The following is a 13,416-nucleotide window of genomic DNA, read 5'->3' on the forward strand; positions in this document are numbered from 1 at the left end:
TGTTTCCTTTTATTTAAGCAACAAATAATTCGTCTGTTTCACTTCTTCCATCACCACATAAGTGCGAGTGTCGTTCACACCAGGTAAACGCAAAAGTGTGGTACCGAGCAATTTACGATAGGCTGCCATATCAGCTACCCTTGTTTTGAGTAAATAGTCAAAATCGCCTGATACCAAATGGCACTCTTGGATTTCGTCTAATTGTTGCACCGCTTGGTTGAATTCCTCAAACACATCAGGTTTACCTCTCACAAGCGTAATTTCCACGATAACTAAAAGAGGGGCTTCCAATAACTCAGGGTTCAGCAAGGCACGATAGCCCATAATCACATTCTGTTTTTCCAGACGCTTAACGCGTTCAAGGCAAGGCGTTGGCGAAAGTCCTACGCGTTTAGAAAGTTCAATGTTAGAAATTTTGCCGTTGCGTTGAAGTTCGTTCAGGATTTTTAAATCAATTGCATCTAATGCACGGGGTAATTTTTTTGCTTCCATAGTGTTCATCTCATTTTAATTAAATACATTCACCAATTGCTCGCCATATTCTTTTCGCCAACCGCATAATAATTCTGGTAAATGTTCTGAAGATCGTCCTTTGATATGCCAATTAAACAGCTGATTTAACTGACGCTTACTTGCCACCAGTTCAGCAGGAAGATCAAGCGGTCGAATTTCGGTAAGCTTTTGCTGCAAGGCTTTTAAGCTATATTTGTAATTAGGCTCATCCACTAAACGTACAATTTTGGCAGGATAAAGTTCCGCTGGGGTATTCATCCCTTGTTCTACTAAACGTAAGATTTTTTTACCGTGCCGGCGGACTTCATTTGGGTGCATAAAATCTAACAATTGCGAAGGATTTTTTGGTAAAATGCGGGCAATTTCATATAAACTCGCCTCTTTTACCACAAAATTCAAGGCTAAATTGCGACTTCTCGCTTCTTCCGCTCGCCATTTTGCGAGTAATTTTAACACAGCCAACTGCTGTGGTTCTAACCGCCACGCATTTGAAATTTTGATGTAAGCCTTGTCTAAATCATCCTCGCGTTCACGTTTCGTTAAAAAAGAGGAACACTCTTCATTCACTGCATTTTGCCAGTTTGTTTGAGCTAATTCTGTCTGCATTTTCTGATAAATTGGCAACAAATACCACACATCCGCTGCGGCATATTGCAATTGGATTTCGCTTAATGGACGCACAAGCCAATCTGTACGCGAAGCGCCTTTGTCGAGCTCAATATCTAAATAATGTAACACCAATTTTGCAAAACCAACAGATGTGCCTAAGTTTAAGAAATTCGCCATCACTTGCGTATCTACCAACGGCGTAGGCAATTGGTTAAAAGCACATTCAAATACTTCCAAATCTTCACTGCAAGCGTGTAACACTTTAATGACGTTTTGATCGGCAAGTAATGCAATAAAAGGGCTGAAATCTTCAATCGTAGTTGGATCTATCAAACTCACTTGTTTACCATCAAATAGCTGAATTAGCCCCAGTTTAGGGTAGAAAGTCCGCTCGCGGATAAACTCTGTATCTAACGCTACAGCAGGCACTTGACGAGCATTTTGACAAACTTCAGCTAATTGCTGTTCATTTTCCACCCAAAGGTAGTGAATTGATGAATTCATTTCGGCTTTTCTCGTGATTTTCTTTAAATTTAAAAATAAATATGTGAACTAGATCACATTATGCGTATAAATTGGTTGTACTTCTACAAAATTACCGCAAAATATAAAAACAAATGGAGCAAATAACAAATAAATTATGGAGAACGTCAATTAATGATTACTGGCAATAAAATTCAAAATATCGGCAATATTTACCGCCTAACCGAACAATTTGAGCTCATTTCACGTACTGATCTTGCTAAACTTTCAGGACTTGCCCCCGCTTCAATCACCAACATTACAAAACAGTTGATTGATAAACAATTTATTTTAGAACGTAGCGTGCAAGATTGTAACTCTCGTGGCAGACCTGCCGTCGGGCTTTCTGTTTCTACTTTTTTCTGGAAACAGCTCTGCCTCACGATTTTTGCAGACCATCTTACCATTTCGCTCTGTAAATTAGATGGCTCTGTGATTCACAGCCAAGATTATACCTTTTCTTTAAGCGATTATCCTAACTTAGATGAGATTATTGCCGAAAACTTGCAAAATTTCCGCCAAAATCAACCGCTTAATGATGCACAAATTCTCGCACTTTCCATTGCTGTCGTTGGACGTATTAACGCTGAGAAAAATACTATCGTTCAACTTGGACAGCATTTGTTGAAATGTCGCATCGTAGAGAAATTACAAGCAGTTTATTCTCAACCGATTTTACTCAATGAACATTTCCATCTCTGGCTATTGGCGGAATCTACGCTAGGCAGTTTAATTGGCGATGATAATGTGATCTTCTTACAAGTCGATGATGCGATTCGTCTCAGCATTCTGTTGCGTGGTGCGTTATTACACGAGCAGAATATGAATGTAGATCATATGCTTATGCCTCGTTTTAGTACATTAAGTGATGAGATTCACCCTGAATTAGACAGCATCGAACGCTATCAACTCAACAATCAAGCGAGCTTACAAGCATTAATTCAATTGATCGACAAACATCTACCAAAAAACTTTGAGATGGATGACGAGCATTTAAAAGAGGCAAAAATTAGCCATTTCTGCGAACAAGTGGAAGCAAAAAATCCAACGGCACTGGTAATTTTAGAGCATATTAGTAGCAATTTAGCCTATATGTTAATGAATTTAGTCAATATTTTCTCTACCGAAAAAATTTTATTTGATTCTCCACTGCTACGCATTAAAGCCCCTCTCTTTGAACAAATTACACAAAAATTAAATGAAAAAATGATCAATCGTGATCTCAATGTGCAATTAGTAACAAGCCATTTTGATAAAAACAGCACGTTGATCCCGTGTGCAATGATAAAACAGGGAATTTATGAAGGAAGTTTGATCAAGAACATAATTCCTGATTAAAAAATTCGATAGACTAAAGGGTATTCATCCGGTGGGTCTCAAGCCCACCATTTTCTATTTTATTTCTTGGTGAATTAAAAACCAGCTAATCAAAGGATACCCTATGCCCTCTTTATTTATTACAGGGACAGACACTGACGTGGGCAAAACGATTGTAACCCGTGCATTATTGCAAGTTTTAACTGCAAACAATATCGTGGCTGTGCCTTATAAACCAATCGCTTGTGGGGGAGCAGAAGAATTACCCACAGAGCCAAATTTAGATGACTATGCTAGCGAAGATAATAGCGATGTTGTCACGCTTTTAAACAGCACTGCAGTGCCTGTTGGCTATCGTGAAATTAACAGCTACACCTTTATTCATTCTAGCACCCCTGTTTTTGCCGCTCTTGATGCAGTTCGAAATATTCACGTGGAAAAATTGGATGTCGATCTCGCACGCTTACAAAATAGCTACCACAATATCTTAGTGGAAGGTACTTATGGCTGGCTTACTCCGATTAACAAAGATTTGAGTTTTGCTGACTGGGTACAAAAAAACAATATGCCCGTGATTTTAGTCGTCGGCATCAAAGAAGGCTGTGCCAACCATGCCTTATTAACCGCTCAAGCGATTAAAGATAGCGGCGTTCCGCTTTTAGGCTGGATCGCAAACCGCATCAATCCTGGATTGCGGCACTATATGGAATTGATTGAAATGCTTAAGCAAAAAATTCACGCTCCTCTTCTCGGACAAATTCCGTATATCGGACACCCTGAGCAAAAAGATCTGGTACAATACATTCAACATCCAAAACCGTTGTTGGAGTTTTTCAAAGCATAAAAGAAAAAGAGCGTTTTAAATGGAGTTAAACGCTCTTTTACATTAGTTTCTCTTTAAATTTGCAACTCAATTACAGTGCTTCAAATGGCACTTTCACTACCAATTTCTTCACGGTTTGGCATTTACCATTTACGGCATTACCTGGTTTATGCGGTTCATAAGGTAGGAAGATCGCGAACATATTTGGTTTTAACACAACTTCATTTTTGCCTTCTAACACTTCTGTTAATGTGAGTTGATAGTCGTCTTCATCACGATATTCATCATATTGAGCCAAATCAGGTTGTGCCACACTATATTCAATCATCTCTTCGCCTGAAATAAGCAACTGAATATCAATAAATTTACGGTGCATTTCCGCCTTTTTAGTTTCAGGTAACACAGTGTCAAATGACATCACATTCATTTTAATGCCATCAAGTAGTTCGTGTGAGCCTTCTTCTAAATTAGCTAAATCTAAGTTTTTTAATTTCTCACAGCACTTCACAAACACTGGAGCTAGTGATTTTGCGTAATCTGCACGTGATAAATCGCCGTATAACATAGTAAATCCTCTTTTTCGTAAATTTTTTCTTAAATTCGATCGCTTAGTTAGCTTTCCATTCACCGTTTACCACTGTACCAATCACTTTGTAATTTGGGGTAAATACCGCCAAGTTCGCGACTTTGCCTTTTTCAACAGAACCTAAACGGTCATCCACACCAATTGCACGTGCTGGGTAGAGGTTACTCATTCGGATCGCTTCAGCAAGCGGAATTTCGACATATTCTACCGCATTTTTGATGGATTCCATCATTGTAATAGAAGCCCCTGCGATTGTACCATTGGCATCGAAACAACGCCCCTCTTTGATGTAAATGATTTTACCAACGAAGGTGAAACTTTCTAATTCTGGCGGTGCGCCTGCTGCGGCAAGTGAGTCGGTTACGATACAAAGTTTATCTCCTTTCGCTTTTTTATCAATACGAACATTGCCATAATTCACGTGAACACCATCGACAATAATACCCGTGTAAACATCAGAATCTAGCACTGCCCCAACTACACCCATTGCACGTCCAGAACTGATTGGCGACATGGCATTGTGTAAGTGGGTAGCGAAAGTTGCTCCTTTATGGAACGCCGCTTTTGCGACTTCATAGGTAGCATTTGAGTGCCCTACGGAAACAATAATCCCTGCTTTGACAAAATCAGGCGTGTAATTGATAGTCGGATTTTCTGCTGCAATCGTTAATTTAGTGATCACATCTGCATTTTTGCATAGAAAATCTTTCATTTCAGGCGAAATTTCGCGGATATATTCAGGACGGTGAACCCCTTTTTTCTCAATGCTGAGGTAAGGACCTTCAATGTGCAAGCCTAATGCTTGGTTTTTATGACGGTTAAGGTATTCACGCATCACGCCTACTGCCATTTTGATGTTTTCATCAGGGGCAGTAATAAAGGTTGGCAGGAAGCTAGTACAGCCTGATTTCAAATTGGTTGCTTGCATAATTTCAAGCGTTTCGACAGTGGTTTGGTCGTTAAACATCACGCCACCACAACCATTTAATTGCAAGTCGATAAAGCCTGAGGTTAGGTTGTTGCCTTGTAAATCAATCGCTTTGATGCCAGCTTCTAATTCAGCTTGTGGGATTACCGCTTCGATGGTTTCGCCATCAATCACTACTGCATAATCACGCAAAACATCATATTTTGTGTAAATTACACTATTGGTTAATGCATATCTCATATTTTGTTCCTTGTTATATTATCTTTTTTGTATTTTGGCGTGTTCAACACACCCCTACATTTGAGCAACACAGTTACTATAGATAAACAAAATCATTATTTAGTTTGATAATCAGTACCTGCAACCGAACATTCTAATTCGGTAAAGTATTTCACCGTTTTTACTTTCAATTCTTGTTGTGCAGGTTCATCACAAACAAGCAAGAAATGCCGGTGCATTTGTAACGCACTTACCGTCCATAAATGGTTGATACTGCCCTCAACTGCAGCTTGCACAGCAAGGGCTTTTTGATGTCCTGTCGCTAAAATCATCACTTCTTCTGCGTCTAATAATGTACCCACGCCAATGGTTAATGCGTATTTTGGCACTTTATTCACATCATTATCAAAGAAACGAGAGTTTGCAATTAAGGTATCTTGGGTTAACGTTTTAATACGAGTACGAGAACTTAATGAGGAGGCTGGTTCATTAAATGCGATATGACCATCGACTCCAACGCCGCCCATGAAAAGATTGATTTTACCGTAAGATTTAATTTTTTCTTCATAACGACGACATTCCGCATTATGGTCATCTGTGTTACCGTTTAGAATGTTGATATTCTCAGGCAAAATATCAATGTGGTTGAAGAAATTGTTGTACATAAAGCTGTGATAGCTTTCTGGGTGTTCTACAGGCAATCCGACATATTCGTCCATATTGAAAGTGACAACATGTTTAAAGCTCACTTCGCCTGCTTGATAAAGTCGGATCAGTTCTTGATAAGTTTTTAAGGGGGTACCACCAGTGGGTAAACCCAATACGAAAGGTCGTTCGGCAGTCGGTTGGAAATCATTGATACGATTTACGATATGTTGTGCTGCCCAGCGGCTTACTTGTTGTTCTGTTTGTAACGGAATAAAACGCATATTACCCTCCAGTGGTAGGAAATAGGCTGGTAGGGTGTGTGGCAGATGCCACGCACGTATATTGAAGATTGGTGCGTGAAATATACCATTTCACCCCCTACAAGCGGTCTATTTTTATAGAAAATTACAAATATTTCGCTTTCAACTCTTTCGCACGTGCTAATTGTGCATCGGTTGCTTTTGCGGTCATTGGTTCACGGCAGTAACCTGCATCCACACCTTCCAATTTAAGCAATTCTTTGATGGTTAAATATAAACCGTTCGCTAAAATGCCTTCAATTAAATCGTTAGTCACATGTTGGATTTCTAACGCCTCTTTGAGTTTACCTGCTTTGGTTAATTCAAAGATTTGACGAGCACGCACGCCGTTTACGTTGAATGTTGAACCGATTGCACCATCCACACCTAAAGATGCCGCTGGTAACATCATTTCATCAAAACCAGCCCAGATTAAGTGGTTTGGATAGGCTTTTTTCAAGCGTTCTAATAAGTAGAAATCGCCTGCGGTAAATTTCACGCCTAATACTTTCGGGTTTTTGTAAAGTTCGCCGAATTGTTCAATGCCCATATTTACGCCTGTTAAGAACGGAATTGAGTACACAATCATATTGTTGCCAGTTTCAGCAATGATGGTGTCGTAGTAGTGTTTGATTTCAGAAAAGCTAAATTTGTAGTAGAACGGAGTTACCGCAGATAAACTGTCGTAGCCTAACTCTGTCGCATATTTACCTAATTCCACCGCTTCTTTTAAGTTTACACTACCCACTTGGGCGATTAGTGCGATCTCATCTTTCGCTTCATCTTTTGCAATACGGAAAACTTCTTTTTTCTCTTCGGTCGAAAGCATAAAGTTCTCGCCAGTTGAACCGCCTACATATAAACCATCTACTTTCATTTTGTCGATGTTGTGGCGAATAATTTGGCGTAAACCTTTTTCATTAATTGAGCCATCTTCGTTGAATGACACTAATAATGCACTGAAAATACCTTTTAAATCACGCATAATGTTCTCCTAAATTTTTTACTTTACACGTTGTTCAAGAATGACATTGAGGGTTTTTTGCTTAATCTTAGCAGCATGTTCTTCTTCGCTCTGCACCAATAAAGCGTAAATTAAATCTAATACAAAGAGTTGGGCGATTTTGGTTCTAATCGAATCGCCTTGTAGTTTGCCTTGTTTGTTACCATTGACTAACACATAGTCGGCATATTCGGTCACAGGCGAACGTAAACTGTGCGTAATTGCCACAGTTTTCGCCCCATTTTGTTGAGCTATTTTTAATGCGTGAGCCGTTTCCTGTGAATAACCTGAATGGCTAATTCCAATCGCCACATCGTTTTCTTTCAATAATGCTGCTTGCATATACATAAAGTGATTATTGCCCGTTGCATCCACAGGAATACCAATTCGCATCAATTTATTTTTGGCATCTTCTGCGGTAACGCCTGAAGATCCTGCCCCGAAAATAAATACTCTGCCCGCTTTTTTAATCTCTTCGACCACTCTATCAAGCTGTTTTAAATCCAACAGATTGATGGTTTCATTCACCACGCTCGTAATTGAAGCTTGTAATTTTTGGGCAATGGTAAAAGTCTCATCTGATGCTAGAATTTCAGTATCTAACATCATCTCATCTTGGCTCTCTTTTGTCGCCAACTCGATGGATAACTCCAATTTAAAATCGCTAAATCCTTTAAATCCAACAGTTCGACAAAAACGCACTAAGGTCGCTTCACCTACATCCAAATGTTTTGCTATTTCAGAAAGCGGGCTTTGCACCACCAAATCCGGCGAAAGTAAAATCGTATCCGCAATTTTTTTCTCTGATTTCGTCAAGCTATGATAGAGCGAACTAATGGTGCTCAATACACTAGATGTTTTTGTCATCGTTTTCTCTCCCATGTTAATTGCGTGAAAATAGCTATTTTGAAAGTAATACGTCTTTCACCCAATATGCAGCGCCCACTAAGCCCGCATCTTGTCCAAATTTTGCTGCTTCTAATTCACAGCGATACACTGCGGGGATCTCTTGTAAGCATTTTTCCACTAAAGGCAAATATCCCTCAGCTAATCCTACACTACCGCCAATCGCAATTTTTTGAATATCTAAGCTAATCACTAAATCTGCAACTAAATGAGCAATCGCTTTGGCTGAACGCTCTAATAAAGCGGTCGATTTTACATCACCTTTTCTAAAACGTTCGAAAACCTCTTTGGGCTCGCAAGGATCTTCCCATTGAGAAGACACCGCTTCAATCGCACGCCCTGCAGCAATCGCCTCAACGCAACCTCGCCTGCCACAGCCACACACAGGACCATTCGGATCAGCCAACATATGACCGATATGCCCCGCAATTCCGTGAGGACCTGTCTGCAAGATTTTGTTTAACACAATCCCCCCGCCTACGCCTGTTGAAACGGTAATAAACGCGAAGTTCGACACTTGTTCATGATTTTGCAATTGATATTCCGCATAAGTCGCTGCTTGAGCATCATTTAATAGACCAATTGGCTTATCTGTATGTTTTGCAATGCTTACTTTAAGCGGAAACTCCGCTAAACCGCCTAAATTTTTCGGATTTAACGCCGTTAATATGCCGTTATTGATAATACCCGTTGAAGCGACCGCAACATAATCAAACTGCCCTTCATAATCGGCAAGCAGTTTCGCTAACGCCTGGTGCATTCCCTCTACCACATTCTCACGCGGTGTATGGATTTGCTGGCGTTGCTCGATTTCGCCATTTTTTACAATCGCTGCGGCAATTTTTGTCCCGCCAATGTCTAGTGCCAAACAACGCATAATCTATCCTTTTTTATTGAGACAATGTTGCTTTTTCTTTCATAGGGGCAAATTACATTTGCCCTAATATTATTAGGTATGTCAGGGCGAATGTAATTCACCCCTACATTACAAGCAACATAGTTGCTATAAGAAAATTTATCTCGCCGATTTAATCGCCGTTGCAAACCAGCTTACAATATGTTCCAAACGAGTTAATGCAGAACCCACGGTCACACAATCTGCGCCAATTTCAATCGCCACTTTCGCAAGCTCTGGCGTATTGTAACGACCTTCCGCCATCACAAAACAGCCTGCGGATTTCAAATCACGCACCAACTGATAATCTGGTTCTTCAGGCACTTCTCCCCCTGTGTAACCCGACATCGTGCTGCCGATAATATCAAAACCAAGTTGCTTACAATATAACCCTTCTTCTAAATTTGAACAGTCTGCCATCGCTAAACAGCCCATATCGTGAATTTTTTTCACCGCACAGGCAATATCCACAGGGCGCGGACGTTTCGTTCCATCTACCGCAATAATATCCGCCCCTGCATTGGCTAAATCTTCAATATCTTGTAAGAATGGAGTAATACGCACAGGACTATCAGGCAAATCGCGTTTTACAATCCCGATAATCGGAATATTCACAAAAGGACGGGTTGCTTTAAGGTTATCTATCCCCTCAATACGCAAGCCAGATGCACCCCCTACCACAGAAGCTTGTGCCATAGCAGAAACGATTTCAGGTTTATCCATCGGACCATCATCAACAGGTTGGCAAGAAGAAATAAGACCATATTGAATTTGAGAAAGCACTTCTTGATGAGATAATTTCGACATATAAAACTCCTTGAGATAAGAACCATTTTGGAATAAGGAATGCCTAAAATTTTGACTTCCCGTATTATATGAAAAGAAAACTCCATTTTAAACATATTTTTGAAGTGTATTTCTAAAAGTGTGATCTAGGTCTCATTTTTGAAGTAAATAAATAGGGAGTTTTACTCGACTACGACTAAAACTCCCTACTTTGTCAAAGTAATTACTAACTACTCTACTTCATCAGATCAATAAACTCTTGTTCAGATAAAATTTTTACACCCAATTCTTGCGCTTTGGCTAATTTTGAGCCTGCTTTTTCGCCTGCGATTAGGTAATCCGTTTTACTTGAAACTGAACCAGACACTTTACAACCTAAACCCTGTAGTAATGCTTTGGCTTGATCTCGGGTTAATTGACTTAATGTGCCAGTCAAAACCACATTTTTATCTTTCAGAGGATTGTCAGCAATTTCGACTTTTTCGACCGCTTGCCAATGAATACCTTGTGCTTGCAAATCTTCTACGACAGCAACATTATGCGGTTCTTTCCAGAATGAAACGATACGATTTGCTACCACTTCGCCCACATCTTGCACCTCTTGCAGTTGCTCAAAGGTTGCCACCTGAATTGCCTCCAGCGTACCAAAATGATTGGCTAAATTGAGTGCAGTTGATTCACCTACATCACGAATACCCAACGCAAAAAGGAAACGAGGTAAGGTGGTTTGTTTCGCTTTTTCTAAGCTATTTAGGACATTTTGAGCCGATTTTTCTCCCATTCGCTCTAATCGCATCAAGATCGTTTTATCTAGCTTAAACAGATCTGCAGGCGTTTTAATGAGTTCGCTTGCCATCAATTGCTCAATCAGTTTTTCGCCCACGCCTTCAATATCCATCGCTTTGCGGGAAACAAAGTGTTTTAATGCCTCTTTGCGTTGAGCTTCACAAAACAGCCCACCGGTGCAACGCGCTACCGCTTCGCCGTCTACACGAACTACTGCCGATTCACACACAGGACAAGCGGTCGGAAACACGATTTTTTTTGCATCCTCAGGACGACGCTCTGCCACCACACCAATAATTTGCGGAATCACATCTCCTGCACGACGAATAATCACGGTATCCCCAATCGCAATACCAAGACGCTCAATTTCATCGCCATTATGTAAAGTTGCATTACTGACCGTAACCCCGGCAACAAATACAGGTTCAAGCTTCGCTACAGGCGTAATCGCCCCTGTTCGCCCCACTTGAAATTCCACATCATTAAGCACGGTCATCTCTTCTTGTGCAGGGAATTTATAGGCAATCGCCCAGCGCGGCGAACGAGAGATAAAACCAAGCTGCTCTTGCAAAGCAATCTCATTGACTTTCAACACAGTGCCATCAATGTCGTAGCCCAAATCTGGGCGTTTAGTTTGAATATCCGTATAAAATTCAGCTAACTGTTCTACCCCTTTGGCAAGGCAAATTTCGTTATTAACAGGAATACCAATCGATTTTAACCACTGCAAACGATCGAAATGCGTGTTTGGTAGAGGCTGCTCTGCCTCATAAATACCGATACCGTACGCATTCAGTGTAAGAGGGCGTTGTGCGGTAATTTTGGGATCTAACTGTCGAAGCGACCCAGCCGCCGCATTACGTGGGTTTGCAAAGGTTTTCTCGCCGTGCTCTAAAGCTCTTTCGTTTAACGCATTAAAGCCTTTTTGAGGCATAAACACCTCACCACGTACTTCAAGGCGAGCTGGCGGATTATCCGTATTCAAACGCAGCGGCACATTGCGAATAGTGCGAACGTTGGCGGTAATATCTTCGCCCGTGGTGCCATCGCCTCGTGTTGCGGCTTGAGTAAGCACGCCATTGACATACAAAATACTGACCGCCAAACCGTCTAACTTAGGCTCGCAGCAAAACTCTATCGTTTCAGGGTTGCGATGAATTTGCCCTTCAATGCGGCGTAAAAAGCCTAATAATTCGTCATTTGAGAAGGCATTATCAAGAGAAAGCATTGGCAATTCATGGGTAATTTGCCTAAAGCCTGAAAGTGGTTTTGCACCAACTCGTTGTGTTGGCGAATCGTCGGTAATCAATTCGGGATGAGCTTTTTCAATCGCTTTGAGTTCATTCATTAAGCGGTCATATTCTGTATCTGGCACAAGCGGATTATCTAACACGTGGTAGTGATATTCATATTTACGCAATGTTTGGCGAAGTTGTTCCAACTCTGCTGCTGAAATTACTTGTTGATTTGAAGTGTTTGCAAATAAAGGCATAGTAAACTCGAATTTAGTAAAAGGGTCGATAAAAAAGACCGCTTGCAAGCGGTCCATTTTCTAAAAAGTTTGCAGATGATTAGCTCACGCGTTTTAAATATTCAATGCGGGAATTTTCATCAAAGATTTCGCGACGATCGTTTAATACAAAGCCGTTTAATGCGCTTGCCAAACGCTCTGTGCTTTGAAACATCAATCTTAAATTGGTTTGTGGATTGCCATCGGTTGGTAAATGCATAAAAATCACTAAACCAATGGTTGAAAAATCTTTTAAATTGTTAAGATTAAACACGCCAGGTTGCATCATATTCGCAACACTAAAAATCACAGGCGAATTGTTATTCCCCAAATGTTTATGACGATGGAAAATATTATATTCCCCATATTCAAAGCCTAATGCTTCTAAGCATTGCACTACGTGCTCACCTTCAAATTGATAACCTTCCGCAGACACTACATAAAGTGTAATAATATCAGCAGGGATTTCTGGCTCAGATTGTGTAGGGGCGTCCACCACAACTTCTTGAACTGGTTGTTCGTAAATAGGAGAGGTGGCTACTCTATTATCTACATAATCATTTTCATACTTCTGCGTTATTTCTGTTGTATTCACAAAAATTGGACGTTCAGGTTGTGACTCATAAACCGTTTGTTGTGGTTGGCCATAAGTTGATACCTCTGAGCGAATAAATTCTGGAGTAGTGTTATTATCAGCCTCTTGTCCAGGTATGCGAATTTTAATTTCACTAAGCGAGTTTTCTACATCTCGTTGAATTTCTACTGAGGAGGGAATATCAATTTCAGCCTGATTAACTCTCTCTTGTGTTTGCTCTTGCAAATCAAAATGACGGTCATCAGATGGCATCTGCTGAGAATGTATAGGGCTTGATGGTGGACGTTGAGAAAAAGTATTCGAAAAAATACGTGATTTTTCACGGCGATTAGACAGAATACTAGAGCCAATAAGCACTGCAATAAGTAATCCAGCCAAAATAAAGAAAATAATATGAAGTTCCATAAATCCTCTCAGAAAATCATCTTAAAATTTAAGATTCACTATTTGCGAAAAAAGATGGTATAGCTT

The 13,416-nt window shown here is 40.3% G+C and carries 13 protein-coding genes; 2 read left to right on the forward strand and 11 right to left on the reverse strand.

What is annotated here, in order from left to right:
• Positions 1-9: 9 nt before the first annotated feature.
• Together lrp and rnd are read right to left on the reverse strand one after the other, a co-directional pair.
• Positions 10-492 (reverse strand): leucine-responsive transcriptional regulator Lrp, encoded by a 483-nt coding sequence (lrp, locus tag DPV92_RS00810; protein WP_005705549.1) that lies wholly within the window; start codon positions 490-492, stop codon positions 10-12.
• A 15-nt stretch (positions 493-507) separates the two neighbouring features.
• The gene (rnd, locus tag DPV92_RS00815) at positions 508-1,626 is read right to left on the reverse strand and encodes a ribonuclease D (RefSeq protein WP_111353217.1); all 1,119 of its coding nucleotides are present in this window, start codon (positions 1,624-1,626) and stop codon (positions 508-510) included.
• Positions 1,627-1,779: 153 nt separating this feature from the next.
• Here rnd and DPV92_RS00820 point away from each other — a divergent pair, with 153 nt between their 5' ends.
• Positions 1,780-2,982 (forward strand): ROK family protein, encoded by a 1,203-nt coding sequence (locus DPV92_RS00820; protein ID WP_111353219.1) that lies wholly within the window; start codon positions 1,780-1,782, stop codon positions 2,980-2,982.
• Between the two features lie 103 nt (positions 2,983-3,085).
• Positions 3,086-3,805, forward strand: a complete 720-nt coding sequence (bioD, locus tag DPV92_RS00825; protein WP_111353221.1) for a dethiobiotin synthase — start codon at positions 3,086-3,088, stop codon at positions 3,803-3,805.
• Between the two features lie 70 nt (positions 3,806-3,875).
• Here bioD and nanQ read toward each other — a convergent pair whose 3' ends face one another.
• From nanQ to zipA, 9 genes are all read right to left on the reverse strand, one after another.
• Complete coding sequence (gene nanQ / locus DPV92_RS00830; RefSeq protein WP_111353223.1) at positions 3,876-4,349, reverse strand: N-acetylneuraminate anomerase; 474 nt, start codon at positions 4,347-4,349, stop codon at positions 3,876-3,878.
• Positions 4,350-4,392: 43 nt separating this feature from the next.
• The gene (gene nagA, locus DPV92_RS00835; protein ID WP_111353225.1) at positions 4,393-5,538 is read right to left on the reverse strand and encodes an N-acetylglucosamine-6-phosphate deacetylase; all 1,146 of its coding nucleotides are present in this window, start codon (positions 5,536-5,538) and stop codon (positions 4,393-4,395) included.
• A 95-nt stretch (positions 5,539-5,633) separates the two neighbouring features.
• Complete coding sequence (gene nagB / locus DPV92_RS00840) at positions 5,634-6,446, reverse strand: glucosamine-6-phosphate deaminase (RefSeq protein ID WP_111353227.1); 813 nt, start codon at positions 6,444-6,446, stop codon at positions 5,634-5,636.
• A 124-nt stretch (positions 6,447-6,570) separates the two neighbouring features.
• The gene (nanA, locus tag DPV92_RS00845; protein ID WP_111353229.1) at positions 6,571-7,449 is read right to left on the reverse strand and encodes an N-acetylneuraminate lyase; all 879 of its coding nucleotides are present in this window, start codon (positions 7,447-7,449) and stop codon (positions 6,571-6,573) included.
• Positions 7,450-7,467: 18 nt separating this feature from the next.
• Positions 7,468-8,334 carry a MurR/RpiR family transcriptional regulator gene (locus tag DPV92_RS00850; protein ID WP_111353231.1) on the reverse strand — a complete coding sequence of 289 codons (867 nt, stop codon included), beginning with the start codon at positions 8,332-8,334 and terminating at the stop codon, positions 7,468-7,470.
• Between the two features lie 34 nt (positions 8,335-8,368).
• Positions 8,369-9,250, reverse strand: coding sequence for an N-acetylmannosamine kinase (locus tag DPV92_RS00855; protein ID WP_111353233.1), 882 nt, complete (start codon positions 9,248-9,250; stop codon positions 8,369-8,371).
• Between the two features lie 138 nt (positions 9,251-9,388).
• Complete coding sequence (locus DPV92_RS00860; RefSeq protein WP_111353235.1) at positions 9,389-10,075, reverse strand: putative N-acetylmannosamine-6-phosphate 2-epimerase; 687 nt, start codon at positions 10,073-10,075, stop codon at positions 9,389-9,391.
• A 214-nt stretch (positions 10,076-10,289) separates the two neighbouring features.
• Positions 10,290-12,332, reverse strand: a complete 2,043-nt coding sequence (ligA, locus tag DPV92_RS00865) for an NAD-dependent DNA ligase LigA (RefSeq protein ID WP_111353568.1) — start codon at positions 12,330-12,332, stop codon at positions 10,290-10,292.
• Between the two features lie 79 nt (positions 12,333-12,411).
• Positions 12,412-13,350 (reverse strand): cell division protein ZipA, encoded by a 939-nt coding sequence (gene zipA, locus DPV92_RS00870; protein WP_111353237.1) that lies wholly within the window; start codon positions 13,348-13,350, stop codon positions 12,412-12,414.
• Between the last annotated feature and the right edge of the window lie 66 nt (positions 13,351-13,416).

The sequence above is a fragment of the Pseudohaemophilus paraphrohaemolyticus genome (genome assembly GCF_003253115.1).
Lineage (GTDB): Bacteria > Pseudomonadota > Gammaproteobacteria > Enterobacterales > Pasteurellaceae > Haemophilus_A > Haemophilus_A paraphrohaemolyticus_A.

Coding starts and splice junctions, on each gene's coding strand:
- lrp (WP_005705549.1), bottom strand. CDS start 492: ATGGAAGCAAAAAAATTACCCCGTGCATTAGATGCAATTGATTTAAAA.
- rnd (WP_111353217.1), bottom strand. CDS start 1,626: ATGAATTCATCAATTCACTACCTTTGGGTGGAAAATGAACAGCAATTA.
- DPV92_RS00820 (WP_111353219.1), top strand. CDS start 1,780: ATGATTACTGGCAATAAAATTCAAAATATCGGCAATATTTACCGCCTA.
- bioD (WP_111353221.1), top strand. CDS start 3,086: ATGCCCTCTTTATTTATTACAGGGACAGACACTGACGTGGGCAAAACG.
- nanQ (WP_111353223.1), bottom strand. CDS start 4,349: ATGTTATACGGCGATTTATCACGTGCAGATTACGCAAAATCACTAGCT.
- nagA (WP_111353225.1), bottom strand. CDS start 5,538: ATGAGATATGCATTAACCAATAGTGTAATTTACACAAAATATGATGTT.
- nagB (WP_111353227.1), bottom strand. CDS start 6,446: ATGCGTTTTATTCCGTTACAAACAGAACAACAAGTAAGCCGCTGGGCA.
- nanA (WP_111353229.1), bottom strand. CDS start 7,449: ATGCGTGATTTAAAAGGTATTTTCAGTGCATTATTAGTGTCATTCAAC.
- DPV92_RS00850 (WP_111353231.1), bottom strand. CDS start 8,334: ATGACAAAAACATCTAGTGTATTGAGCACCATTAGTTCGCTCTATCAT.
- DPV92_RS00855 (WP_111353233.1), bottom strand. CDS start 9,250: ATGCGTTGTTTGGCACTAGACATTGGCGGGACAAAAATTGCCGCAGCG.
- DPV92_RS00860 (WP_111353235.1), bottom strand. CDS start 10,075: ATGTCGAAATTATCTCATCAAGAAGTGCTTTCTCAAATTCAATATGGT.
- ligA (WP_111353568.1), bottom strand. CDS start 12,332: ATGCCTTTATTTGCAAACACTTCAAATCAACAAGTAATTTCAGCAGCA.
- zipA (WP_111353237.1), bottom strand. CDS start 13,350: ATGGAACTTCATATTATTTTCTTTATTTTGGCTGGATTACTTATTGCA.